The organism is Trichococcus flocculiformis, assembly GCF_900113645.1.
Taxonomy (GTDB): domain Bacteria; phylum Bacillota; class Bacilli; order Lactobacillales; family Aerococcaceae; genus Trichococcus; species Trichococcus flocculiformis.
On record NZ_FOQC01000002.1, the window covers coordinates 104,704 to 131,687 of the forward strand.

21 protein-coding genes are annotated in these 26,984 nt (G+C 45.6%); 2 read left to right on the forward strand and 19 right to left on the reverse strand.

Annotation, left to right across the window (positions count from 1 at the left end):
* Positions 1-99: 99 nt before the first annotated feature.
* Positions 100-1,893, forward strand: coding sequence for an ammonium transporter (locus BMZ71_RS01515; RefSeq protein WP_086987890.1), 1,794 nt, complete (start codon positions 100-102; stop codon positions 1,891-1,893).
* Positions 1,894-2,057: 164 nt separating this feature from the next.
* Here BMZ71_RS01515 and tuf read toward each other — a convergent pair whose 3' ends face one another.
* The 18 genes from tuf to pth all read right to left on the reverse strand — a co-directional run bounded on the left by tuf (position 2,058) and on the right by pth (position 24,271).
* Complete coding sequence (gene tuf / locus BMZ71_RS01520) at positions 2,058-3,245, reverse strand: elongation factor Tu (protein WP_086987889.1); 1,188 nt, start codon at positions 3,243-3,245, stop codon at positions 2,058-2,060.
* Between the two features lie 120 nt (positions 3,246-3,365).
* Positions 3,366-5,453 (reverse strand): elongation factor G, encoded by a 2,088-nt coding sequence (gene fusA, locus BMZ71_RS01525; RefSeq protein ID WP_086987888.1) that lies wholly within the window; start codon positions 5,451-5,453, stop codon positions 3,366-3,368.
* A gap of 117 nt (positions 5,454-5,570) precedes the next feature.
* Entirely contained in the window at positions 5,571-6,041 is a 471-nt protein-coding gene (gene rpsG / locus BMZ71_RS01530) for a 30S ribosomal protein S7 (protein ID WP_068559002.1), read from the reverse strand.
* A 48-nt stretch (positions 6,042-6,089) separates the two neighbouring features.
* Entirely contained in the window at positions 6,090-6,506 is a 417-nt protein-coding gene (rpsL, locus tag BMZ71_RS01535) for a 30S ribosomal protein S12 (protein ID WP_068559003.1), read from the reverse strand.
* 302 nt (positions 6,507-6,808) lie between these two features.
* Positions 6,809-8,287: a lysine--tRNA ligase gene (gene lysS, locus BMZ71_RS01540; RefSeq protein WP_086987964.1), complete on the reverse strand. Its 1,479-nt coding sequence runs from the start codon at positions 8,285-8,287 to the stop codon at positions 6,809-6,811.
* Between the two features lie 107 nt (positions 8,288-8,394).
* The gene (gene dusB / locus BMZ71_RS01545; RefSeq protein WP_086987887.1) at positions 8,395-9,423 is read right to left on the reverse strand and encodes a tRNA dihydrouridine synthase DusB; all 1,029 of its coding nucleotides are present in this window, start codon (positions 9,421-9,423) and stop codon (positions 8,395-8,397) included.
* Between the two features lie 193 nt (positions 9,424-9,616).
* Positions 9,617-10,543 carry a cysteine synthase A gene (gene cysK / locus BMZ71_RS01550; RefSeq protein ID WP_086987886.1) on the reverse strand — a complete coding sequence of 309 codons (927 nt, stop codon included), beginning with the start codon at positions 10,541-10,543 and terminating at the stop codon, positions 9,617-9,619.
* A 109-nt stretch (positions 10,544-10,652) separates the two neighbouring features.
* Positions 10,653-11,555, reverse strand: a complete 903-nt coding sequence (gene hslO / locus BMZ71_RS01555; RefSeq protein WP_068559008.1) for an Hsp33 family molecular chaperone HslO — start codon at positions 11,553-11,555, stop codon at positions 10,653-10,655.
* 160 nt (positions 11,556-11,715) lie between these two features.
* A complete protein-coding gene (gene ftsH / locus BMZ71_RS01560) occupies positions 11,716-13,827 on the reverse strand; it encodes an ATP-dependent zinc metalloprotease FtsH (protein ID WP_086987885.1) in 2,112 nt (703 codons plus the stop codon).
* A 122-nt stretch (positions 13,828-13,949) separates the two neighbouring features.
* A complete protein-coding gene (gene hpt, locus BMZ71_RS01565) occupies positions 13,950-14,489 on the reverse strand; it encodes a hypoxanthine phosphoribosyltransferase (RefSeq protein WP_086987884.1) in 540 nt (179 codons plus the stop codon).
* 18 nt (positions 14,490-14,507) lie between these two features.
* On the reverse strand, positions 14,508-15,905 hold the full coding sequence (gene tilS / locus BMZ71_RS01570) for a tRNA lysidine(34) synthetase TilS (RefSeq protein WP_086987883.1): 1,398 nt from the start codon (positions 15,903-15,905) through the stop codon (positions 14,508-14,510).
* Positions 15,906-15,993: 88 nt separating this feature from the next.
* Positions 15,994-16,473: a S1 domain-containing RNA-binding protein gene (locus BMZ71_RS01575; RefSeq protein WP_068559014.1), complete on the reverse strand. Its 480-nt coding sequence runs from the start codon at positions 16,471-16,473 to the stop codon at positions 15,994-15,996.
* Between the two features lie 87 nt (positions 16,474-16,560).
* Positions 16,561-16,995 carry an FtsB family cell division protein gene (locus BMZ71_RS01580; protein WP_086987882.1) on the reverse strand — a complete coding sequence of 145 codons (435 nt, stop codon included), beginning with the start codon at positions 16,993-16,995 and terminating at the stop codon, positions 16,561-16,563.
* A gap of 106 nt (positions 16,996-17,101) precedes the next feature.
* Positions 17,102-17,380, reverse strand: coding sequence for an RNA-binding S4 domain-containing protein (locus tag BMZ71_RS01585; RefSeq protein ID WP_068559018.1), 279 nt, complete (start codon positions 17,378-17,380; stop codon positions 17,102-17,104).
* On the reverse strand, positions 17,367-18,425 hold the full coding sequence (locus tag BMZ71_RS01590) for a MazG nucleotide pyrophosphohydrolase domain-containing protein (protein WP_086987881.1): 1,059 nt from the start codon (positions 18,423-18,425) through the stop codon (positions 17,367-17,369). Before BMZ71_RS01590 ends, BMZ71_RS01585 begins: the two co-directional genes overlap by 14 nt.
* A 25-nt stretch (positions 18,426-18,450) precedes the next feature.
* Positions 18,451-20,073, reverse strand: coding sequence for a putative polysaccharide biosynthesis protein (locus BMZ71_RS01595; RefSeq protein ID WP_086987880.1), 1,623 nt, complete (start codon positions 20,071-20,073; stop codon positions 18,451-18,453).
* Positions 20,063-23,587 (reverse strand): transcription-repair coupling factor, encoded by a 3,525-nt coding sequence (mfd, locus tag BMZ71_RS01600; RefSeq protein ID WP_086987879.1) that lies wholly within the window; start codon positions 23,585-23,587, stop codon positions 20,063-20,065. The genes BMZ71_RS01595 and mfd overlap by 11 nt, the downstream gene beginning before the upstream one ends.
* Positions 23,588-23,701: 114 nt before the next feature.
* Entirely contained in the window at positions 23,702-24,271 is a 570-nt protein-coding gene (pth, locus tag BMZ71_RS01605; protein ID WP_068559026.1) for an aminoacyl-tRNA hydrolase, read from the reverse strand.
* Positions 24,272-24,660: 389 nt separating this feature from the next.
* Between pth and BMZ71_RS01610 the strand changes: the two genes are divergently transcribed.
* Positions 24,661-25,638 (forward strand): L-lactate dehydrogenase, encoded by a 978-nt coding sequence (locus tag BMZ71_RS01610; RefSeq protein ID WP_068559028.1) that lies wholly within the window; start codon positions 24,661-24,663, stop codon positions 25,636-25,638.
* A 324-nt stretch (positions 25,639-25,962) separates the two neighbouring features.
* Here BMZ71_RS01610 and BMZ71_RS01615 read toward each other — a convergent pair whose 3' ends face one another.
* Positions 25,963-26,943 carry a ribose-phosphate diphosphokinase gene (locus BMZ71_RS01615; protein WP_068559030.1) on the reverse strand — a complete coding sequence of 327 codons (981 nt, stop codon included), beginning with the start codon at positions 26,941-26,943 and terminating at the stop codon, positions 25,963-25,965.
* Positions 26,944-26,984: the final 41 nt, after the last annotated feature.

Consider the following 26,984-nt stretch of genomic DNA (forward strand, 5'->3'; position numbering starts at 1 on the left):
CCGTCATCATTTAGATGATTTTCTTTTGTTCAGCGTGTACAGTTAACAACATCACAAGCAGCTGGTCACTCGTCAGATGCCAGCGGAAGGAGATTATCAATGGAGAATATAAATTACGCTGACACAACTTTCGTATTCCTTGCAACAATCTTGGTTTTATTAATGACACCAGCGCTTTCCCTTTTTTATGGAGGGATGGTACGGAAAAAAAATATCCTCAGCACAACGATGCATAGCTATGCAGCCATTGCCGTAGTATCTATCCAATGGATTCTCTTCGGTTATTCATTTGTTTTCGGTGGTTACGGACCGTTGATCGGTGATGGTTCTTTCGCCCTACTCAACAACGTTAGTTTTGCACCGATCGACTATGCACCCACGATTCCCCACCAACTATTCTTGATGTTCCAATTGGCATTTGCTGTCATCACGCCGGCTTTGGTATCTGGAAGTATCGCGGAACGCATGAAGTTCCCAGCCTTCTTAGCGTTCATCCTGTTATGGACGACATTCGTCTATGATCCTATCGCTCATTGGATCTGGGGAAATGGCGGTTGGATCCGCGAATTGGATGCACTTGATTTTGCAGGCGGCAGTGTCATACACATTAGTTCAGGCGTATCGGCTTTGGTGGCAGCCATCTACATCGGCAAACGAAGCAACCATGACTCGATCAAGCCACATAATATTCCGATGACAATGATTGGTGCCGGTCTTCTTCTATTCGGTTGGTACGGTTTCAACGCTGGAAGCGCACTGGCAATCAACGACATCGCCTTGAATGCCTTCATCGCAACGAACACTTCCGCAGCAGCTGCAGGTCTAAGTTGGATGTTCTGCGAATGGTTGATCCACAAGAAGCCGACAGCGCTCGGATTTGTCAGCGGAATTGTGGCAGGGCTCGTTTCCATCACTCCTGGTGCAGGTTTCGTCAGTCCGTTCGCTTCCCTTATGATCGGATTGATCGGCGGTATCGTTTGTTTCTACGGTGTCACCGTTCTGAAGAAAAAATTTGCTTATGATGATGCGCTTGATGCATTCGGTTGCCACGGTATCGGCGGAATCTGGGGCGGGATTGCGACAGGAATCTTCGCAACAAGTTCAATCAACCCTGCTATCGAAGGCGGCTTATTGGACGGAAATATTAGACTTTTGGTTGCAGAAGTAATCAGCATCCTTGCGGTAGTTACATATGCCGGTATTGTATCTTATCTCTTATTAAAACTGATCAGCCAATTCATGCAACTGCGCGTCTCTGCACAAGAGGAAGAAATCGGATTGGACTATGCCATACACGGAGAAACTGCTTACGGCAGCATCGCTGTAGCATTAAGTGAACCGAACCATTCGAATTCCGATGGATCTGTCGTACTGGGCGAATTGAGAACGGCCTTCCAAAAATTTCAGGAGCGCTCTTTCACGGGTAACGGTCCCGAACTGGCTTTCGCAAACTCGAATCCAGAAGACTTGAATCAATCGGTAGTTGTGGAGTACCAAGCATCTGGAACTACAACAGCCAGCAGTGGCGCGAATAATAAAATCACCAAAATTGAAATCATCACGAACGAAAGCAAATTCGAAGGTCTGAAAAAAGCCCTCAATAACATCGGCATCACTGGCATGACAGTTTTCGACGTATTCGGCTATGGTATGCAAAAAGGCCATTCAACTTATTACCGAGGCGTCGAGACCGAAGCCGATCTGCTGCCGAAAATTCGTGTCGAAGTTGTCGTCAGCACCGTGCCAGTCCACGAGGTAGTAGCTGCTGCCAGAAAAGCATTGTACACAGGCAACATCGGAGATGGGAAAATATTCATCTATAATGTAGAAAATGTCATCCGAGTCAGCACAGGCGACGAGGGCAAGAAAGCTTTGGAATATCCAACCGAATAAGTCCAAATAAAAGAAGATCATCCGGAGTCGCATCCGATGATCTTCTTTTGTCTTGTATCAGTCCCGGTTCACGTCAATATCCATTTGTCTGAATCAAAAAAAATCCCAAGAGCAGAAGCTCTCGGGATTTTTTTAATCACATTAAATTTTATTTTGAAATAAAATTATTTAGAGATTGAAGCTACAACGCCAGCGCCTACAGTACGGCCGCCTTCACGAATAGAGAACTTAGTTCCTTCTTCGATAGCGATTGGGTGGATCAGTTCAACTTCCATAGTAACGTTATCGCCAGGCATTACCATTTCAACGCCTTCTGGTAAGTTACATACGCCTGTAACGTCAGTTGTACGGAAGTAGAATTGTGGACGGTAGTTTGTGAAGAATGGAGTGTGACGTCCGCCTTCTTCTTTTGAAAGTACATAAACTTCAGCAGAGAAAGTTGTATGTGGAGTGATTGTACCTGGTTTAGCCAATACTTGACCACGTTGGATTTGCTCACGTGTAACACCACGCAACAAAGCTCCTACGTTATCGCCAGCTTCAGCGTAATCCAATAATTTACGGAACATTTCAACACCGGTAACAACTGTTTTCTTAGTTTCTTCAGCAATACCGACGATTTCAACTTCGTCACCAACGCGGACTTGTCCACGCTCAACACGGCCTGTAGCAACAGTACCACGTCCAGTGATTGAGAATACGTCCTCGATAGGCATCATGAATGGTTTGTCAGTGTCACGAGTTGGAGTTGGGATGTACTCGTCAACAGCTGCCATCAATTCTAAGATTTTTTCTTCGTAAGACTCGTCGCCTTCCAAAGCTCTTAAAGCTGAACCAGCGATTACAGGAACATCGTCACCAGGGAAATCGTATTCTGTTAACAGGTCACGAACTTCCATTTCAACTAATTCCAATAACTCTTCATCGTCAACCATGTCGACTTTGTTCAAGAATACTACGATGTAAGGAACACCAACTTGACGAGACAACAAGATGTGCTCGCGAGTTTGTGGCATTGGGCCATCAGCAGCAGAAACTACTAAGATAGCGCCGTCCATTTGTGCAGCACCAGTGATCATGTTTTTAACATAATCCGCGTGACCTGGGCAGTCTACGTGAGCGTAGTGACGAGTTTCAGTTTGGTATTCAACGTGAGAAGTGTTGATTGTGATACCACGTTCTCTTTCTTCTGGAGCGTTGTCGATTGCAGCATAGTTAGATGCTTCAGCGAACCCTTTTTTAGCTAAAACTGTTGTGATAGCTGCTGTTAATGTTGTTTTACCATGGTCAACGTGTCCGATTGTACCAACGTTTACATGGGGTTTTGAACGGTCGAATTTTACTTTTGCCATTTTAAATCATTTCCTCCTCATATTGAGTGCTTATAATTTGTCTAGACTCTAAACGTCTATCGTATAAAGTATACCGATTTGTGCTCGAAAAAGCAATATACAAGCTAAGCAACAGCGAGATTACTCTTCGCTATTTTTTCCGCTCTTCTTGATGATATCTTCTTGAACAGCTTTAGGAACAGCTTCGTAATGATCGAATGTCATTGAGAATGTTCCACGGCCTTGTGTAGAAGAACGTAGAGTTGTAGCATATCCAAACATTTCTGATAATGGAATGCTGCTCTTAACGATTTGTGCATTTCCGCGTGCTTCAGTACCTTCGATACGTCCACGACGAGAACTTACGTGTCCCATTACATCTCCTAGATAATCATCAGGAACTGTAATTTCTACAGCCATCATTGGCTCAAGGATTGCAGGGTCAGCTTTTTTAGCTGCGTTACGCAAAGCAAGTGAAGCAGCAACTTTAAATGCTGTTTCAGATGAATCGACATCATGGTAAGAACCATCATACAATTTAGCTTTAACGTCAACTAAAGGATAACCAGCCAATACACCATTTTCCATTGCGTCTTTCAAACCAGCTTCAACTGCAGGGATGTATTCACGAGGAACAACCCCACCGACGATAGCATTTTCAAACGCAAATCCAGCGCCTTCTTCGTTAGGAGTAAATTCAACCCATACGTGACCGAATTGACCTTTACCACCTGATTGACGAACGAATTTACCTTCAGATTGAACAGTTTGACGGAATGTTTCACGGTAAGATACTTGAGGAGCACCTACTGTAGCTTCAACTTTGAACTCACGTCTCATACGGTCAACGATGATGTCCAAGTGCAATTCACCCATACCCGCGATGATTGTTTGACCAGTCTCTGGGTTAGTGGAAGCACGGAAAGTAGGATCTTCTTCAGAAAGTTTCTGTAACGCGATACCCATTTTATCTTGGTCAGCTTTTGATTTAGGTTCAATCGCAACTTCGATAACTGGTTCCGGGAAGTTCATGGATTCAAGGATAACATGTATCTTTTCATCACACAAAGTATCTCCAGTAGTTGTATCTTTCAAACCAACTGCTGCAGCGATGTCTCCTGAGAATACTTCAGGAATTTCACTACGGCTGTTAGCATGCATCTGCAGGATACGTCCAACACGTTCGCGTTTGCCTTTTGTAGCATTCTGAACGTAAGAACCACTTTGTAAAGTACCAGCGTATACGCGGAAGAATGTCAGACGGCCCACGAACGGGTCAGTCATAACTTTAAATGCTAGAGCTGCAAATGGCGCTTCGTCGCTTGCAGGGACACTTATTTCTTCACCGTCATCGTCAGTACCTGTGATAGCCGGAACATCCAATGGTGATGGAAGGTAGTCGATAACTGCATCAAGCAATAATTGAACACCTTTATTTTTGAAAGCAGAACCGCAAAGCATCGGGAAAAATTCTACATTACATGTAGCAGTACGAATACCTTTTTTCAATTCTTCTTTCGTAATTTCTTCACCATCAAGATATTTTTCCATCAAAGCTTCATCAGTTTCAGCAACAGCTTCAACCAATTTAGTACGCCACTCTTCAGCTGCTTCAAGATATTCCGCTGGAATTTCTTCTTCATGGTATTCAGTACCTTCATCGTTGTCATAGATTTCAGCCTTCATTTCGACTAAATCGATAATTCCTTTGAATGTATCTTCAGAACCAATCGGCAATTGAATCGGATGCGCGTTAGCTTGTAGACGATCATGGAGAGTGCCTAAAGAGTATAAGAAATCTGCTCCCAATTTGTCCATTTTGTTTGCGAAGATGATACGAGGTACACCATAAGTTGTAGCTTGACGCCAAACCGTTTCAGTTTGAGGTTCTACACCTGATTGTGAATCAAGTAAAGCAACAGCTCCATCCAAAACACGCAGAGAACGTTCAACTTCGATAGTGAAGTCAACGTGACCAGGAGTATCGATGATATTTACGCGATACCCTTTCCATTGTGCAGTAGTGGCAGCTGAAGTGATGGTAATCCCACGTTCTTGTTCTTGTTCCATCCAGTCCATTTGTGAAGCCCCTTCGTGGGTTTCACCGATTTTATGGATTTTACCGGTATAGTACAATACACGCTCAGTCGTCGTTGTTTTACCTGCGTCGATATGAGCCATGATACCGATATTTCTCGTGTTTTCTAGAGAAAATTCTCTTTGTGCCATCTTATTTCAACACCTCTCTCTTTTAAAAGTAATTGCAAGTCCATTTTATTGGAAAAATGGTGACTTACGCAACCATAAAGCAAATTTCTTGCAAGAAAAAATTCTTGCAAGAAAATTTTACCAACGGTAGTGAGCGAAAGCTTTGTTAGCTTCTGCCATTTTATGTGTATCTTCACGTTTCTTGACTGAAGCACCAGAGTTGTTGGCAGCATCCATAATTTCTTTAGCCAGACGCTCTTCCATGGTATCTTCACCGCGTAGACGAGAGTAGTTTACCAACCAACGCAAGCCTAAAGCCATACGACGATCTGGACGTACTTCGATAGGAACTTGGTAGTTAGAACCCCCTACACGACGTGCTTTTACTTCTAAAACAGGCATGATGTTTTTCATAGCTTGTTCGAAAACTTCCAACGGGTCGTTTCCTGTAGATTCTTTAATCATTTCAAATGCGTTATATAAGATGGTAGCAGCTTTACCACGTTTTCCATCAACCATGATACGGTTGATCAAACGAGTCACCAATTTAGAATTGTAAATCGGATCTGGCATTACTTCACGTTTTGTAACTGGACCTTTACGAGGCATTCAAATTCCTCCTTCCTTAACTTTTCTATTTATAGGTTTGATGTTTAATTATTTTTTCTTAGGTCTCTTAGCACCGTATTTAGAACGGCTTTGCATACGGTTGTTTACACCGGCTGTATCAAGAGCTCCACGAACGATATGATAACGTACCCCTGGCAAGTCTTTTACACGTCCGCCACGGATCAGCACCACGCTGTGTTCTTGTAGGTTATGTCCGATACCAGGAATGTAAGCTGTAACTTCTAACAAGTTAGACAAACGTACACGAGCGTACTTACGTAACGCTGAGTTAGGTTTTTTCGGAGTCATTGTACCCACACGCGTACAAACACCACGTTTTTGAGGTGAGTTTGTATTTGTTTGTGATTTTTTGAAGCTATTGTAACCTTTTCCTAAAGCAGGAGATTTTGATTTTTCAATAGCAGATTGGCGCGGTTTACGCACTAGTTGATTAATTGTAGGCATTGATTTTCCTCCTTCCTCGATGGGATAGCTAGGTCCACACATCCAGGTGGTTCCTTTTTAGTTAAAAAAATAAATAAATCGAAATTTTCGACTTACTATTCTTTCTGTGACTATCATACACCAGTCAGCACGACTGAAAGATATGTTCAGGGATCTGTGTACAAAAATCACCTTTTGAATCATACCACGTATATTTCTGACCGTCAACAGTTTGTCTTGTTTTATTTTCAATATTTCCCGTTTTTTTCGTTTTTTTCATTTAAAAGGGCTACCGCAAATTGCGGCAGCCCCTCACATTCAAGTTAAATCTCTAGATTTCTCATCGTAGGGAACAGCAGAACGTCACGGATTGATTGACTATCCGTCAACATCATCACGAATCTGTCGATGCCGATACCCAAGCCGCCTGTCGGAGGCATACCGTATTCCAAAGCCTCTATGAAGTCTTCATCCACACCATGTGCTTCGTCATTTCCTTGCTCTTTCTCCATCGCTTGCGCTTCGAAACGTTCTCTTTGATCGATCGGATCCGTAAGCTCGGTAAAGGCGTTTCCGTATTCCTTGCCCATAATGAAGATTTCGAAACGGTCCGTAAAGCGCGGATCTTCTTCATTTTTGCGTGCCAATGGCGAAATCGCCAACGGGTGTCCATAGATGAATGTCGGCTGAACCAATGTATCTTCCACAAACGCTTCGAAAAATTCATTGATGATATGCCCTACAGTCATGTTCTTAGTGAAAGGCACATTGTGTTTTTCCGCCAAAGCTTGCGCTTCTGCATCCGTCATCGGTGCCCAGAAATCGACGCCTGTAACGGCTTTGACTGCGTCAACCATGTGGATGCGCGGGTATGGGCCGGCCAAGTTGATTTCGGTGCCGTCATAGACTACTGTTGAAGAGCCTTTGACTTTTGTTGTAACCGTCTCGAAGATGCCTTCGACCACTTCCATCACATCGTGGAAGTCCGTATAGGCTGTATACATTTCCAACATCGTGAATTCCGGATTGTGGGTTGTATCGATTCCTTCGTTACGGAATACACGACCGATTTCATAAACCTTTTCCATGCCGCCGATCACAAGGCGCTTCAGATGCAACTCCAACGCGATGCGCATGTACAATTCCATGTCCAATGCATTATGGTGCGTGATGAACGGTCTTGCGGTAGCCCCACCTGCCATGTTGTGCAATGTCGGTGTTTCGACTTCCAAATAACCCAGCCCGTTCAAGTAAGTTCTGATTTCGCTGATGATCTGGCTACGTTGCACGAACTTATTGAAGCTCTCTTTGTTGCTGATCAAGTCAAGATAACGTTGACGATATTTCTGTTCAACATTCGTCAAGCCGTGATATTTGTCAGGCAACGGACGCAATGCTTTCGTCAAATGCACAAGTTGCGTCGGTTTGATGGTGACTTCACCGGCATCAGTTTTCATGATCGGGCCAGTTACGCCAATGATGTCCCCAAGATCCGCTTGCTTAAAGATCGCATAATCCTCTTCCCCAACCACGTCTTTGCGCACGTAAATCTGAATTTGGCCTTTACTGTCCTGCAAGTGAGCAAAGCCAACCTTCCCTTTTCCGCGTTTTGTCATGATTCTGCCGGCTACTGAAACGATGGTCTCATCTTTTGCTTCGATTTCCTCTTTCGTAAAAGCATCGAACTCTTGATGGATTGTTGCAGATAAATGTGTTCTTACAAAACCATTTTGAAAGGGTTCAATTCCTTCTTCGCGTAAAGCCTGCATCTTTTCACGGCGAATCAGCAACTGGTCATTCATTTCTTCTGAATGTTTTTCTTGACTCAATGATGTCACTCCGTTCTTAAATCTTCTTGATTCATAATCTTCTTAATATTGCCAATAAAAGAGTGAAAAATCAAGCCGTCTTAGCTATTTATTTCGATTTTTTCGAATGTACGCGCTTCTTTTGAAGCTTCGCGTTCCTCTACTTCGAAAATGAAGCGATCCAACAAGTCAACTACTTCTTGTTGTCTGGATGCTGATGTGACTGCAGCTTTTGTTTTTGAAGCACGCGGAATGCCTTTCAAGTAATAAGCCGCGATGCTACGGAACTCTTTGACAGCTACGGTTTCGCCCTTAAGATCGGTCAATCTGTCCAAATGCAGTTTTGCAATTTCCAATTTCTCGCGCGGGGTCGATTGCGGCAACATTTCTCCAGTTTCCAGATAATGGACTGTCTGTTTGATCATCCAAGGGTTGCTCAAGGCAGCGCGGCCTATCATAATACCATCCACGCCCGTTTCATCCATCATCCGTTTCGCATCCTCAGGTGACTTCACATCTCCGTTCCCCAATAACGGGATACGCTTCAAAGCCTGTTTAACGTCCTTGAAGATGTTCCAGTCGGCCTGTCCTTCATACATCTGTACACGCGTGCGTCCATGCATCGCAACCGCAGCTGCACCAGCGCGTTCTGCCGCCAAAGCATTCTCCACTGCAAAAAGATGATCGGAATCCCAACCCGTCCGCATTTTTACGGTAACCGGCTTATCCACGGCATCCACGACAGCGGAAACCATTTCATAGACTTTGCCCGGATCCAACAACCACTTGGCTCCTGCTTCCGCCTTGATCACTTTGCTGACGGGACAGCCCATGTTGATGTCGATGATGGCCGCTTCCGTGTTTTCCGCCACGTATTTTGCCGCTTCAACCAGGGTATCCTTATTGCCACCCATGATTTGGACACTCAGCGGATATTCGTTAGGCTCGATGTGTAGCATCCGTAAGGTCTTCTCATTGCGGAATTGAATCCCTTTGTCGCTTATCATCTCGCAGACAACCAAGCCCGCGCCCATTTCTTTAACCGTGACACGGAAGGCCGCGTTGCTGATCCCGGCCATAGGTGCCACTGCAACGGGGTTATTGATTTCAATATTACCGATTTTATACATTTTTTACTCCCTTTTTTATTTATTTATTTATGTTGATTCCATCCATTTTTTGGATGCTAAAAAACTCTTGGACCATTCTATCATCTTACAATCCGTAAGAAAAGAAAAATATCTTATCCAATTATGTATGGTGACTCGCCGATAAGAAAAAAGAACAAGCCATCCGATCGGCCTGCCCTTCTTTTTCCATCTATTATTCTACGCTGAACAGAGGCGTGGACAGGTAGCGTTCTCCGTTATCCGGTGCCACCGTCACGACAGATTTGCCTTTGCCTAAACGGATGGCCACTTCAATCGCACCAGCGATGGCAGCTCCGCCTGAAATCCCCACCAAAACGCCTTCTTCCCGCGCAACGCGTCGAGCCATTTCGAAAGCTTGTTCATTGGAGACTTGGACAGTACCGTTGTACAGTGTCGTATCCAATACAGACGGGATGAATCCGGCTCCGATACCTTGTATTTTATGCGGGCCTTTCGGCTTTCCGCTCAACACAGCCGAATCGGTAGGCTCCAATGCATATATCTCCACATTGGGATTGACTTTGCGCAAAGCCTTGCCGACTCCTGTAACGGTTCCTCCCGTTCCGACTCCGGCAACAAAAGCATCCGGCGTCTTGCCTTCAAAAGCCTCGATGATTTCCGGACCTGTGATGGCTTCATGCACAGCAGGATTGGCCGAGTTATCAAACTGCATCGGCATAAAGTGTTCCGGTTGCATTGCGATTTCCCTTGCTCTTGCAATCGAACCATTCATTCCTTCCGCTCCTGGCGTCAGAACCAATTCTGCGCCGTATGCTGCCAACAGCAAACGTCTTTCCATGCTCATCGTATCCGGCATCACAAAAATGGCTTTGTAGCCTTTCGCAGCAGCCAACATGGCCAAACCCACTCCTGTATTTCCGCTTGTCGGCTCAACGATTGTATAACCGGGTTTCAGAAGTCCTTCTTCTTCAGCCACTTCAATCATATTCAGAGCGATGCGATCTTTCACGCTTCCGCCCGCGTTGAAAGACTCCAACTTGACGTAAACATCAGCCACACCCTCAGGCACAACTTTATTCAGTTTGATTATCGGTGTTTCCCCGATCAAACTCGCAATTGAAGAGACTATTTTTACCATGTCGATTCCTCCAGCTAAGCTAAATTTTACTGATCACTTCCATCAAACGAACAGATTAGTTTCATTGTAGGTTACGCGAAACCGCATTACAAGTGAAACGCTGGCTAATTTAGATGTTGGCGGCACGCTTCTCATCAATGGCCGTAACCAATTCCTGAAGATCAGCTTCCGAATAATGGTATTTTTCGCCACAGAAATGGCAGACCACTTCAGCCCCGTGATCCTCAACAATCATCTCATGAAGTTCATCTTTACCGATTGAACTCAAACCACCAGCGAAACGTTCTCTTGAACAATCGCAGTGGAAACGAACCGGCATCTTTTCCAGGACTTCCACATTTTCTTCGCCCAATATACGCGCCAAGATCTGTTCAGGCGTTTCACCATTTTCCATCAATCTGGAGACTAAGGGAATAGCTGCGATATTTTGTTCCACTTTTGTGATGGCTTCATCGCTGGCATCAGGCATCACTTGAATCATGAATCCACCAGCCGCTTTGATCGAATCATCCGTATCAACCAGTACGCTTAACCCGATAGCTGAAGGGATTTGCTCAGAATTTGCCATATAGTAGGTGAAATCCTCGCCCAATTCGCCGCTGACCAGAGAAACTTGTCCCGTGAACGGTTCCTTCATACCCAGATCTTTGATGACGGTCAAAGTACCTTCAGTCCCCACAACTGCGCGTACATCCAGTTTGCCATCACCGTTCAATGCAAGGTTGACATTCGGGTTAGAAATATAGGCTTTGATATCGCCTTTTCCGTTCGCATCAGCGAGTATACGGCCCCCCAAGCCATCTCCGTTCACGATCACAGTCATTTTTTCCTCATTCTTCAATCCAGCCGCAGCCAGCAACAAAGTCCCCACCATTGTGCGGCCCAAAGCTGCAGAAGAGGCACTCCATGTATCATGCCTTTTTTGAGCCTCAGCAACCGCTTCTGTAGCGTCGATCGCATAGGCCCGGAATTGTCCTTCATAGGCTAACGCCTTAATTAAATAACTACTCATGTATAATCCTCCATTGCATTCTTAAATTGTTTCTCTATCATTCTACTATAGGTCAAGCTGAAAGCAACCACACTTTGCTCACTTGGTACTGTGAAACCACGCGGTAATGACAAAAAGTCCGGGATTTTCGTCCCAGACTTTTCGCAAAATTCTATTTGTTTTATTTTTCTTCAGTATCTGTGTCTTGATTTTCCGATTCATTTTCTGCTTTTCCATCGGCAGCAGGTAATGAATCTTGGGATTCATCATCAGCAAGCATCTGCTCTTCCTGATGAATTTTTTCAGCTTCTTTCTTTTCAAGGGCCCGTTTGGCCTCTTCAAAAGACTGTGCTTTTTCGCTTGGATATTCTTCTGTATTTGAGTCCGAAGGCATTTGGCCGGTTTCGAACAGGCTGCGGATTGTTTTCTCATCCAATGTTTCCAGTTCCAACAATTTCTCAGCGATCAAATTCAGTTGTTCACGGTGTTCTTCGATGATTTGACGCGCTCTGATATGCGCATCATTCATCATACGACGGACTTCCGAGTCGATTTGGTAAGCAATATCTTCAGAGTATGCTTTGGTTTGACCGTAGTCACGACCTACGAATACTTGATGATTTCCTTCATACTGTACAGTACCCAACTTATCACTCATACCGTATTCGGTAACCATGCTTCTGATCAAGCCCGTAGCCTGTTCGAAGTCGTTGCTGGCGCCTGTAGTTTGGACGTTGAAGACAACTTCCTCCGCTACACGTCCACCAAGCAATCCGACAACTTGTTCCAACAACTCATCCTTCGTCATGAGGAATCGATCTTCTTTCGGGAGCATGATTGCATATCCACCCGCGCGACCGCGTGGAACGATCGTAACTTTGTGGACAATGCGCGCATCGCTCAGTACCATACCGACAATCGTGTGGCCGGCTTCATGGTAGGCAACCATTTCGCGTTCGCGCTTGCTGATGACACGATCCCGCTTGGCAGGGCCGGCGATGACACGGTCATGCGCCTCATCCACATCAAGGGCATCAATTTTTGTTTTATTCCGTCTGGCTGCAACCAACGCAGCTTCGTTCAACAGGTTTTCCAGATCTGCTCCAGAGAAGCCTGGTGTTTGTTGCGCGACAACTTTCAGATCGACGTTGCTTGCCAACGGTTTGTTGCGGGAATGTACTTTCAATATCGCTTCACGGCCTTTTACATCCGGTCTTCCCACCAAAATCTGGCGGTCAAAACGGCCTGGACGAAGCAATGCCGGATCGAGTACATCGGAACGGTTTGTTGCGGCAATTACGATGATGCCTTCATTACCCGAGAAACCGTCCATCTCAACTAATAGTTGATTCAGTGTTTGTTCGCGTTCATCATGGCCGCCACCCATACCGGCGCCACGTTGACGCCCAACTGCATCGATTTCATCGATGAAGATGATTGCAGGAGCAGCTTTTTTGGCTTGATCGAACAAGTCACGCACACGGCTGGCACCGACACCGACAAACATTTCTACGAATTCAGAACCGGAAATCGAGAAGAAAGGCACACCAGCCTCACCAGCGACAGCTTTGGCCAATAAGGTCTTACCTGTACCTGGAGGTCCTTCAAGCAAAACGCCTGCCGGAATTCTTGCTCCAAGTGCAGTGAAACGACGTGGATCCTTCAAAAATTCAACTACTTCAACAAGCTCTTGTTTCTCTTCCTCTGCACCAGCAACGTCAGAAAAACGTACTTTGATAGGCTTTTTGGTGGCATCTTCAGACTTCGTTTTGCCGAAGTTCATCACATTGCGGTTACCGCCTTGTCCGCCTCCAGTTTGACCCATCATCATGTACATGAAGAATATGAAGATGACGATCGGTAATACGCTGAACAGGATACTGATCCATGCACCGGACTGATCTTCTTCCAACGACACCATTTGTGTTTCCGTCGTTTCAGCGCTTTCCGTGATTTGTTTCAGTGTTTCGTCATTCGGTAAAACTCTGGTTGTAAAATTCTTTGTTGTTGTACTGGTCGTATCATCAAACAATAGTAAATCGCTTGACGAATCAGCCACTTCCAGTTCTTGTTCGCTGCGGTACTCACCGCTGATTTCATAAACGCCTGCACCCGGTTGGATCGTAAAATTATCCACCTCTTCCGAGTTCAATGCATCCATAAATTCGCTTGATGAAATTTCTTGGCTCGTCTCTGTTTCCATGCCGCCTGTAATCATCGAAACCACTGCAATGATCGCAAGGAAGATCAGAACATAAAAGCCGCTGCTTTTAAGAAAATTATTTTTTTTCATTAGAACCTCCTCGTCAGATATCGTTCTTCGCAGACTTTATCTTACGTCTCATCTTTTTTGTGTGCTCAATATACTAGTATCCCATTAATCATATCATATCTGACCAATTTTAACGAATGATTTTACTCATAAACTTCGGTTTTTAGAATACCGATATAAGGGAGATTGCGGTACTTTTCGTTGAAGTCCAATCCGTATCCAACAACGAACTCATTCGGAACGTTGATACCAATGTAATCCGCTTCCAAATCCACTACGCGGCGTTCTTTTTTATCCATCAACGTGACTACTTTTATGGATTTGGCTTTACGGTATTTGAATATTTCAATCAAGTAGCTTAAAGTCCGCCCAGTATCAATGATGTCCTCCACAATCAACAGATCGCGTCCGTCCACGGTCGTATCCAAATCTTTCAGGATTTTCACATCGCCGCTTGATTCCATTCCCGCTCCATAGCTGGAAACGTCCATGAAATCCAGCTCCAGGTCGCAGTCCATAGCACGCGATAAGTCGGTCATGAACATGACGGCTCCTTTCAGTACACCGATCACTAATGGATTTTTCCCTTCATATTCTTTCGTCAATTGCGCGCCCAAGTCTTTGACTACTGCGCTGATTTCTCCTTCACTGTATAATACTTCCTCGATATCAGGATGCAACATTTCTTTCACCTCAAAAAATTATTTTATGTAGATCAATCTGTAACACGTTTGTTCGTTGTCATTCTCGGACAACCAGACGGACTGGGCATAGCCCGGCACCCATAAGATACGTCCCTCGCCATCAGTGACGATACAGGCTTTTCGTCTTTCTTCATCCGGAATTTTTTTATCCACAAAAAGCCGGCTCACTTTTTTTGTGAATGGCTGGTCTTTGTTCAAAACGATCTTATCCCCCGAACGCCGGGAACGCACAGTAATAGGCATATATGCCGTTTCGTCCTTGATGACGACGCTTAGAGCATTCTTCGGAAGTTCTTTTGAAAACGCATTATCGCTATGAAATAATCCTATTCTACCATGATATGGCAAGGTCACCCATTTATTTAGCTCCAATTCTTCAGAAAAAGCAGAAAAAGCGGTTCTGGCCGAATCAGGGGATAAGAAAATAAGTTTATCATACCTTTTTCTGGCCTGCCACCCTCCCACCAAAGATATTTGCTTTTGCGGAGATTGGTTCTTGGCAAGATCCATCACAGCAGTCAGTTGGCTCCTCCGGAAGTCATATCCTGCCGGTATCAGCTGTTCCGTCACAAAATAGCTGAGCACAAGCCGCTGCAAGGAAATGTCACAGGCCTGCCACCCGACCAGATCCAAAACCCAATCCGCATCATCTCTGGTGAACAACGAGCGAAAAGAATCCGCTACAATTGGCTGAACGACCTTCAACACATCCTGGAGATCTTCCGAAAAATCGCCGAAATGCCTGGATGCCTGTTGGTTTTCCAACTGCAGCAGCGGGATGATGCTGTTCCGGTATCTGTTCCGCGAAAACGTCAGTTCCGAATTGGTGCTGTCTTCCAGATAAGGGATTCCGGCCATCCCGCAGATCCGGTAGAGATCGTCTTTTTGGAACGACAGCAACGGACGAACGAGTTGCCCTCGGCCAAAAGCGCGTGAAAAAGCGATGCCTGATATGCCCTTCAACGTGCTTCCCCTCACCAAACGCATCAGAATCGTCTCCAGCTGATCATCCGCATGATGCGCTGTCACCAAGTGGGTCGCTGGCCATTTTTGCATCATGTCGGCAAAGAAGGCATAGCGGAATTCCCTTGCTGCCATTTCCAGGTTTGACTTCGGATGTTTTTCTTCTGACCAATGTTCGGCGAAAAAAGCTATTCCTTGATTCCTGCAGTAGTCTTTAATCATCCGGAATTCATCATCTGATTCTTCCCTGAGATGATGGTGGACATGCACCACTGCGAACTGTGGTTGCCATTCCCGCGGCAATTGTTGGATTAGCCCCAATAATGCCATGGAATCTACGCCGCCGGATACCGCTACAAGCAAGCGGCTTTCTTTTTCCCATAGTCGGTGACGTTCCACTTCTTTGCATAGACGCAGAATATATTCCTGCATAGCACCCCTGCTTTCTTTCTTCGTAAAGCAAAAAAGAGGGTGTGACAATCGGTTTCCCTTTTGCCCATCCTCTAGAAATTACTGTTTTCTATCCACGTCTGCCGCCACGGCCTCCGCGTTTGCCTTCCGTATTGCGTTTGATGGAAGTCAAACGGTCTTCGCTATCCTTCAAGAAGCTGCTCATCAACGAGTCAAAGTCGTTTTTAAGACCTTTATCCTGATGGGCTGAGAAATCTTTTCTGCCTTTAGAAAAAGAGCCTTCCGGGCGAGGAGTTGTACTTTTTTGATACGGTCTGCTTTCTCGTTGAGGTCTGGAAACTTCCCCTGCTGGCTTGTCCACAGCTTTACGGATGGATAAACCGATCTTCCCATCATCCGCAATGGACATCACCTTAACGGTCACTTCATCGCCAACCTTCAAAACGTCCTTTATTTCCTTTACGAAAGTATCAGAAATTTCACTAATATGAACTAGTCCTGTCTTACCGCCACCTAAATCAATGAATGCACCAAAATTTGTAATCCCTGTAACTTTTCCTGATACTTTGTTACCAACTTCTATTGACATAAAAAAAAAGTTCCTCCTTCATTTTTGCTCAACTAATTATACCATGGATTATGCAGAAAAAAATAGAATCTTTATCCATCGCTGTATTCATGAATCCAAATCTTCCGCATTCTCTTGTTTCTCGGCCATTTTTGTCTGATTATCCTCTGGCAAACTAAAGATGATCTCGCCGTCTCTGCTCAAATAATATTTACCGCGTGCCAATTTGGCGATGTATTCGTCATCCTGCAACAGTTTGACTTCATAAGTCAATTGCGTATTTTCGTCCTCAGCCTGTTTTTTATCAGTTTGGGCCAAAACGATTGCAGCATCCAACTTACGGATTTCCAGCCAGTTTCCGACTGTTTTCCACAGGCACGGCACAATCAGGGCAGCGCCGACGACAAAAATCAGGGATAATCTTCTCATATGGGCTTTCTTTTCCCTCTGAAATATACGTTTCTGACTGTGCTGCGCCTTCGTAAAATCATTTTGCATCACGGTTACGTTGTCAGCTGGCCTTTTCTTCGTCTTTTCCTTCACCCTGATCGCCTCCTTGAAACTTCCAACCCCGCATTATCTCCGAATCGTTTTACTCATGTAAAAGTATAGAAGAAACGGCGCGGATTGTCCATGGCCTTTCGCATCATCAGAAGCGATTTTCTTCCGTTCTGGGTGCGACCGTTTCGCTGATGAGGGTATACATTTCCTGCGCTTCATCCTTTTTAGTCGTTTCCACAATTTTGTCGATGCGGACGACGACGGTTTTGTTTCCGAACTGCAGCGTCATTTCATCTCCGACTTTGACAGTCGAACTCGATTTTGCTTGCTTGCCGTTGATCAGGATGCGCCCTTTGTCCGCCACTTCTTTGGCGACCGATCTGCGTTTGATCAAGCGTGATACTTTCAAAAATTTATCTAGTCTCATCGGAATTCCCCTTTTCTTTTGCTTTTATCGCTTGCCACATCTTATCGATTTCTTCGATCGTATCGGCTTTCACTCCGTCAAAAACATGCGGATGGCGTCTGCGCAATTTCCTGTTCAACGTTTCCAGGACATCCTCCATCGTGAAGAAGCCTTCCCGTTCGCCAAAGGAGGCGTGATAGAGAACCTGGAGCAGAATATCGCCCAACTCTTCGATCAGGTTATCGATATCATCGTTCTGGATCGCTTCGGCCACTTCTTCGCATTCTTCCTTCAGATAAGGCAACAGGCTTTCGTGCGTCTGCGATTGCACCCAAACATCTTTTTCTACGATGGCATCCATGTAAGCTTGGGTCAACTCAAAGCTTTTCGTTCGCTCATCTTTCTCAAGCGGTGGAACATACAAGGAGAGCAAGTTGTGCACGCCCTCTAGCCTGTCCATCTCGTACAACGGGCACCAAGTCACTTTCTGCATCTTTGTCCCTGCCGCATCGACCAATGCCACTTGGTGTTCATCCGGATATTTCTCCATCAGCTTCAATTTTACATCACTGGCCACAAATTCATTGAAAACTTGCATGATGATCAGGTGATTGCCTAAGCTCAGCTGGTCCTGGTGGAAGGTCAACCCATCCACCAATTGGAAACCCTCGATCGGATCGATGGCTACCGCCTGAAAGAAATCGTCGATGAAACTCTTCCCCCCTACGATTTCCACTTCGATCCCCGCCTCGTTCTCCAGCAGATGCTTGACGGAATCCTCCGCAACCAACGGGTGTCCCGGTACTGCATAAATCAGATCCTGCGTTTTTGCCTTTTCCAATAACTGATCTGCGATCTGACGGTATACGTCATCAAAATTATCCTTCGATTCATATATGTCATCAAAACTTTCAAACTGCACGCCTGCAGCCTTCAGATTTTCAACGACCGGGTGCTCTTTGGTCCGCAGATGGACGAAGTCAGCTGCCAGCAAGCGACTGTGTACGCCATAAGGCAGTTGTTCCAAATCTCCGGCTCCAAGCCCCATTATTTCAATTTTACCCATATAATTCTCCTTCTGGAAAGCTTTCCTATTTTAAATCGCTCGTTTTATCCGGCAATTTGCGCAGCAGTTTTTTCCCGAACGGAATACTTACCCACTCCCGCAAAGTTAAGAGCCTCACCTTTAAAATATACCATAAGAATACGCCCACACCAGCACAAACTGTCACCGCGGCTATCACGGAATCCGTCAGCCGGTCTCCATCAGTGAAGAGATGCCTTTCCAGACCGACCCGCAACGCCCATACCGTAACAAAAAGGACAACGCATCCAGCCAGCAGTTTGCGGACAAAGTGATCCGTGAACCAGACATCCCGCAAGGCGCGTTCACTGTTCATCCAAAGCACCAACACCATGGCAGCCAAACCGGCTATCAAAGCAATGCTTGCTCCCATCGTCCCCAGCGGTTCCACCAACAGCAAATTGCCGAAGAATTTGACCGTAAGCCCCGCTGCCAGTGCAACCAAAGAAATCTTGTACTGACCCAAACTTTGTAGGATGGAATGATAGGCTGTCATGATCGAAGCCGCAAAAATGGCCAAAATGTATACGGACAGAACGGCAATTCCTTCCCGGTCCCCAAAAAGCATGTTGTTGACATTCGGCAAAATAGCCAACAATCCCGTTACCGCAGCTGCTGAAAAAACGCTTGTCATCCGCAGCAACGACACGGCTGATCGGGTGAATTCGTTTTGGCGATTTTGTGCGTGCGCTTGGCTCATCATCGGAATGAAGCTGGCCGAAAAACCAGTCCCCACCACCATGCCCAACTGCACAAGCGGCTGCCCACGGTCATAGATTCCCTTGACATTTTTGGCCAAGTCGCTGGCTTTACCGCCGTCCAACAAGCCGTTGTAGAGTGTAAACGAATCAATGAGCTGGAACAGGACCAAGATAGCGCTCAACAGGCAAATCGTCGCCCCTTCAGTCGCGTAACGGCGGAACAGACGTCCCCATTGGGCATCCGACGATTCCTGTTTCAGAAGTCGCCCATCCAGCACCAGCGTATCATCATTCTGCCTTTCTTTGTGATAGGCGACCAACAGGATAAGACTGCCAAGGATCGCACCGATAGTCGCACCGCTCATGGCATTTGCGCCCATCGCATAGAGATCCCCTTTTGTTTGTGTGTACAGATACGCCGCAAAAAGAATCGCACCGACACGCACGAGCTGCTCCGCTACTTGCGAAACAGCTGTCGGCTCCATGCGGTAATTGCCTTGGAAATACCCCCGCAATGTTGCCAATATCGGCATCCACAAAAACATCCAGGATACCGATTGCAAAATCGGCTTCAGCTCCGGATCCCCCATCAGTAGCGCCAGTCGACCTGAAAAGCCATAAATCCCCATGAACAGGATGAATCCGAAGACGCCAAGTATGACCAGGCTGCGTTTCAATATCATCCTGCGGGTCCCGCTATCCGGCGTTTCCGCAATCATCTTCGAAAGAAATACCGGAAAACCCGATAGAGCGAACGTCATACCGATACCATAGATAGGATAAACTTGCTGATAGACATAAAAGCCTGTGTTTCCCACCATATTCTGGAACGGCACACGATACACCGCACTGAGTATTTTGCTGATGAAAGCGGCTAAAGACAGCAACAGCGCACCTTTCATCATCTGCTTCAAGCGATTATTTTCCATCTGTTCCATCCGTTTCAGCTACGCAAGCTTTGATGAAAGCATTCAAATGATTCAGCCATTGGCGGTTCGGTAATTTCCCAATAACCACACTGACAACCAATTTGGCATTATTCAGATTAATCTGCGCCTTCAATGGTATGTTGCTGAGGGCTTCAAACACTGCAGGCCCCTGCAAGCGGACAGTCGCTTCTTGAGAAAAGGTGATGACGACCGTTTCGCCTTGGCGCTTGATTGTTTCGATTTGACTCTTTTCTGCGTAATTTTTTATCAGACCAACCTCCAACAAATCGGAAACCTCTTGCGGATAATCACCGAAGCGGTCAATCAGATCTGCATCGATTTCATCATGATCGGCGACACTTTCGATACGCTGGATCCGTTTGTAGAAGTCGATTTTCTGCCGTTCATCCTCTATATAATCGGCTGGTATATAAGCATCTATACTCAAATCAATTTCGACGATCGAACGCTTCGATTTCGCTTTCAATCCACGTTTGGCCGCAACTGCTTCTCCCAGCATCTCCGAGTAGAGGTCGAATCCAACCGAGTCGATGAAGCCGTGCTGTTGCGCACCCAATAGGTTCCCAGCTCCACGAATCGACAAGTCACGCATAGCAATCTTGAAGCCCGCGCCCAGTTCCGTGAATTCTTTGATCGCCTGCAGTCTTTTTTCACTGACTTCAGTCAGTATCTTGTTCGGCTGATACATCAGATAGGCATAGGCAATCCGATTTGTCCTACCGACACGTCCGCGCAATTGATACAGTTGCGACAAGCCCATCCGATCGGCATTTTCGATGAAGAGCGTATTGACATTCGGGATGTCTACACCTGTTTCTATAATGGTTGTGGTGACCAGCACATCGTAGCGGCCTTCGATGAAATCCATGATGACATTTTCGAGTTGGACTTCCGTCATCTGGCCATGCGCCACTGCGACACGGACATCGGGGACGAGTTCGCGGATCTCCTGGGCTTTCTTCTCGATGGTTTCCACCCGATTGTAGAGGTAGAAAGCCTGACCTCCGCGGGCCAACTCTCTTTCGATCGCATCCCGGACGGCTCCGTTATTCTGTTCCATCACATATGTCTGAACCGGATAGCGGTTTGCCGGCGGCGTTTCGATGACGGAGAGATCTCTGACCCCTAGCATCGACATATGCAGAGTACGCGGAATCGGTGTTGCCGTCAACGTCAATACATCCACAGAAGCTTTCAGTTGTTTCAAGCGCTCTTTATGTTTCACACCAAATCGTTGTTCTTCGTCGACCACCAATAATCCCAAATCAGCGAAAACAACGTCCTTCGATAAGATCCGGTGCGTGCCGATAACGATATCAACTGTTCCTTTCCGGATGCCGGCAAGTGTTTCATCTTGCTGTTTCTTCGTGCGGAAGCGGCTCAATAAACCGATTTCAAATGGGTACTCTTCAAATCGTTGGGTCAACGATTCATAGTGCTGTTGCGCCAAAATGGTCGTAGGGACAAGGAAAGCAGCTTGTTTTCCTTCCTGCACTGCCTTAAAGATGGCCCGCATCGCAACTTCCGTTTTTCCGTAACCTACATCACCGACAAGCAAGCGATCCATCGGCTTGATGCTCTCCATGTCCGCCTTGATTTCAGCAGTACTACGCAGTTGGTCATCCGTTTCGGTGTAAGGGAAGGCGTTCTCGAATTCGAGTTGCTCCGGCGTATCCGGTTGATAGGCGTACCCTTTTTCTGATTCGCGATTGGCGTACAGTTCGATCAATTCATCAGCGATATCTTCGATTTTCGAAGCAACTTTCTTTTTCGTTTTCGCCCATTCCGTCCCACCCAATTTGTGCATTTTGGGCGTTTTGGCATCGGAGGAGACATATTTTTGGATCAAATGGATTTGCGTCACAGGAATGAATAATTTGGCTCCCTCCTGGTATGCGATCGACATGTAGTCTTGGTGGACACCTCCAACTTCAATCGTTTCCATGCCCGTGTAGAGTCCTATCCCGTGATTTACGTGAACGACATAATCACCGGGATTCAGTTCCGTGTAACTCTTCAGTCTCTCGGCATTCGTCATTTTTTGGCGATGCGGCTGTTTCTTAGTGACTTTATTGAAAAGTTCCTTTTCAGTGACGAATACCACTTTTTCCTGCGGCAATTCGAATCCGTTCGCCATTCCGCCGACCAGGATATTCACCTTATTCTCGATAAACGGATCGTTGCCTTTGATGTAGCTATGGACGCCGAAATCCGCGAATATCCGCTGCACCTTTTCAGCGCGTTCGAAAGACGGGACCATGACAAAAACCGTCATATGCTGCTTAAGCCAACGTTCCATTTCCAGCTTGACTTGCGGCATCTGACTGAAGAAGTTGTTCAGCGTTCGGTATTGGAAAGGATAGACTCCGTGGAAGCGCATATTTCCGAAGCCCCTATGGAACAGTGCGTAATAGATGCGATGCTGTTTGGATTTTTTGATCACCTCGCGGATATCCGCGCTGAAATCCTGTGAAGGCAAGCATACGCCTTCCGACACTTTGGACATTTTCCATTCCGATGATTCGCTTTCTATTGTCCTTTCAACCTCAAGTATGCGGCTGTAATCGTCCACGATCAGCAGCGCATCTTCGGAGATATAGTCCAAAATCGTAGGCTGTTCCGGATAGACTAAGCTTGTGTAGAGCTGCGGATCCTTAGACAGTTCGCCACGTTTCATATTATCCGTCAGTTCGGAGAATACACGAGTCATACTTTCTTTGATTTCTTGATTCTTGATACCTTTGATGGCCTTCTCAGCCTTTTTCTCTACCGCACTGGCCTGCTTGACTATCTCCGCTTTCGTGAAAATTGTGTCCTGCGCCGGCAAAATTCGGACAGTTTCGATAGAGTCGACGGATTTTTGGGTGTAGGCATCGAAATAACGCAATGTGTCGATTTCGGTATCGAACAGTTCCATTCGCAAGGGGTTCTCTTCGTTCAGGGCATAGATGTCGATGATGCCTCCGCGAATGCTGAACTCACCTGGGCTGGCAACCATCCGTTCTCGTGAATATCCCATTGCAACCAATTTCTCAGGCAAGCTGTCCATATCCAACTCCATGCCAACGGAAAAATCTAGACAATGCGTTTCCCAGATTGAAGCTGGAGAGAGGATTTTTTTGAATCCGGCAGCTGGGATCACAACGATCCCTTTTTTGCCGCTATTCAGAAAACCCAACGTTTCAACCCGTTGACTGCGGTATTCGGGTGATGAAAACGCCAGTTCCGCCGCAACCGATTCCTCAACCGGGAAGATATACAAAGGAACCTCCGGCGCCATTTGACTAATGTCTTCGTACACTTGGGTCGCTTGGAGCAAATTCGGGGTCAAGACAACAATCGTCTTCTGCAATTCTTCGAACAGGATATTCGTCAGCAGATTGCGGCCTGATCCGGAAAGCCCTGCTACCAACAGTGGTAGTTCTGAATTGATTTCAGACAATAACGTCTGTATATTTACTGTTTCCTTTAAATATTTTTCTATATCTTTCATTGATATTCTCCTCATTAATCATATGTTCTGCAGAAGAAAAGGTTATCGCTTTCATCTCGATTCATTATTGCAGATTGTACAGCAGACACAAAAGAGGTCCAGCTAAAGCTGAACCTAACCTCTTTTATTGAATTGATTCATTGTTTCCAAAAAATTGTTCCCTTTGATGAAGTGGTCGATTGCATCCACACTTTCTTTTACGGAGTGCAACATTTCGGCGTGTTCATCTTTCGGAAAAGGACTCAAAACGTGCTGAACGACCGTCATATTGTGTTGAGGTCTTCCGACCCCGATGCGGATTCGGTTGAAATCCTGAGTACCTAGGTGCTGGATCAAGCTTTTGATGCCATTATGCCCGCCAGCTCCACCTTTTTGTCGAAGCCTTATTTTCCCTACAGGCATATCCATATCATCGTATACGACAACCAGATCTTCGATTGCAATGTTGTAGTAGTCCATCAATGGTCTCACCGCTCTTCCCGAATCATTCATGAATGTCAGCGGCTTGACGAATAAAACTTTTTCACCGTCTACGGTGGTCTCTATGTATAACGCTTCAAATTTATTTTTATTGTATTTCTCTTTATTCTGAAAGGCCCACTCGTCTAAAGTAATAAAGCCGACATTATGCTTCGTATCGGTATACTTAGGACCTGGGTTCCCCAATCCAACGATCATTTTCATTTATATTCCCCTATTTTTCCAGTTGTTGTTCACTCCGTCTGGGAACAAGTACCTTCTTCCCTTTACGCCAAAAAAGGCCGCACGAATTTCCTCCGCACAGTTTACATGCACTTAGTATACCATACTCCTCGCATATTCGTAAGAAATCGGATTGGCATGGGCAAAAAATATTATGAATGTTGTGAACAAACTCGCAAACCCCCATTGTAAATAGAAGTGTTTTATTTTATAATATATTTATATATCATTTCACAGGTTGTTCACTTTCTATCACTGTCGCGCAATCATCGTTGGTTCTGAAAATCTTTGCCGATCGGGATAGGCCCAAAGAGTAATCACCTTTGTTTAGTGTTATAATAGAACCAGCAAATAGCGAGAGGAGCATTATAATGGCAGAATTGAGTGGAAATACGGGACAAAAAATTATTTTAGTCGGTGACGGCGCTGTTGGATCAAGCTATGCGTTTGCATTGGTTACTCAAAACATCGGTCATGAGTTGGGTATCATCGATATCAACAAAGCAAAAACAGAGGGAGATGCGATCGATCTTTCCCACGCTTTAGCTTATACTTCACCGAAGAAAATTTACGCAGCATCGTACGCAGATTGTCACGACGCTGATATCGTAGTATTGACTGCAGGAGCTGCCCAAAAACCTGGCGAAACCCGTCTCGATCTAGTAAGCAAAAACTTGCGCATATTCAAATCAATCATCGGAGAGATCATGGCTAGTGGATTCGACGGCATTTTCTTGGTCGCATCCAATCCAGTGGATATCCTTACTTATGCAACTTGGAAATTTTCAGGACTTCCCGCTAACCGTGTCATCGGTTCAGGCACTTCCCTGGACAGCGCTCGATTCCGCCAAAGCATCGCTGCACTTGTAGGCGTAGATACCCGTAATGTTCACGCCTATATCTTAGGGGAACACGGCGACACCGAATTCCCCGTGTGGTCCCACGCTAACGTTGGCGGCCTGCAAATTTACGAATGGGTGAAACAAACTTCTGCTGTCGATGAAAAAGCTTTAGTCGACGTCTTCTTCAAAGTACGCGACGCTGCGTATGAAATCATCGAGAAAAAAGGAGCGACTTTCTACGGAATCGCTGTAGCCTTAGCCCGTATCACAAAAGCAATCCTGAATGACGAAAACGCGATTATGCCTTTATCCGTCTATTTGGATGGAGAATACAACCACAAAGATGTCTTCATCGGCGTTCCGGCAGTCATCAACCGTTCCGGTATCCGCAATATCATCGAAATTCCTTTATCTGATGCAGAACAGGAAAAAATGGATCTATCCGCTACAACACTGAAAAAAGTGTTGGAAGAAGGATTCGCCAGCCTCGAAGCGGACGCAAAATAATCGTTTCCAATCCAAAACACCCGCCCTCCTATAGGAGAATGCGGGTGTTTATTTGTTTTTTGTGGTTTTCGGTGATGTGGGGTTTGATTTTTGGGGTTGGGGGCTGTTAAGGGGATCGGAAACATGGATTCTTTTTAGTTATTCATCTTTTCGCCCTGGTTTGGGCTCGAAAACATGGATTCTTTTTAGTTATTCATCTTTTCCAGCACCACTATCTACACCTGCCTACGCCTGCTCTCTCCACATAACTCCTAACCAACGGACAACCGCACCTTCAAACAAAAAAGCCCTCCCAAGGGAGGACTTTTTTCAACAATCGCATTCTTAGTCGATGATTACAAATTTTTCTTGGAACAATGGGCTTACTGAGCGGTTTTCGTGGATACGTTTGATTGCTTCAGCGATTAATTGTGACACAGAAACCATTACGATCTTATCGCTGACTTTTTCAGCAGGGATATTGATCGAATCAGTAACAATCAATTCTTTGATTACGGAGTTGTTGATGCGGTCCATGGCTGGACCTGACAATACAGCATGTGTGCAGCAAGCATAGACATCCAACGCGCCTGCATCCTGCAGTGCTTGGGCTGCCAATGTGATTGTACCTGCAGTATCGATCATGTCGTCAATCAGGATACATTTTTTGCCTTCGACATTACCGATGATATTCATGACTTCAGCAACGTTCGCTTTCGGCCTTCTCTTGTCGATGATGGCGATCGGAGCTTTGATGAATTCAGCCAGTTTGCGGGCTCTGGTCACGCCACCATGATCAGGCGAAACAACGACTACATCATCATGCAAAACTTCATGGTCCAAGAAGTAGCTTGCCAATAGCGGAGCTCCCAACAAATGATCGACAGGAATATCGAAGAAACCTTGGATTTGAGGAGCATGCATATCTAGGGTCAACAATCTGTCAGCGCCAGCATTGGTGATCATGTTCGCCACTAATTTCGCTGTGATCGGCTCACGTGATTGCGCTTTGCGATCTTGGCGTGCATAACCATAATAAGGCAACACGATATTGATCGTTTTGGCACTCGCGCGCTTCAAAGCATCGATCATGATCAAAAGTTCCATCAGGTGGTCGTTTACCGGAGAACTTGTCGATTGGATGACGTAAACGTGGCAACCGCGGATACTTTCATCGATGTTGATCTTAATTTCACCGTCGCTGAATTGAGATGAAGAAAGGGTTCCTAACTCGACACCAACATCAGCCGCAATTTTCTCAGCCAAAGGGCGATTTGAACTTAAGGAAAAAATCTTAAGTTTTGGATCTTTGTAATGTTCTGTCATGATAATCCTCCGTTGATCTTTTGTTTTTACCAAATTTAACA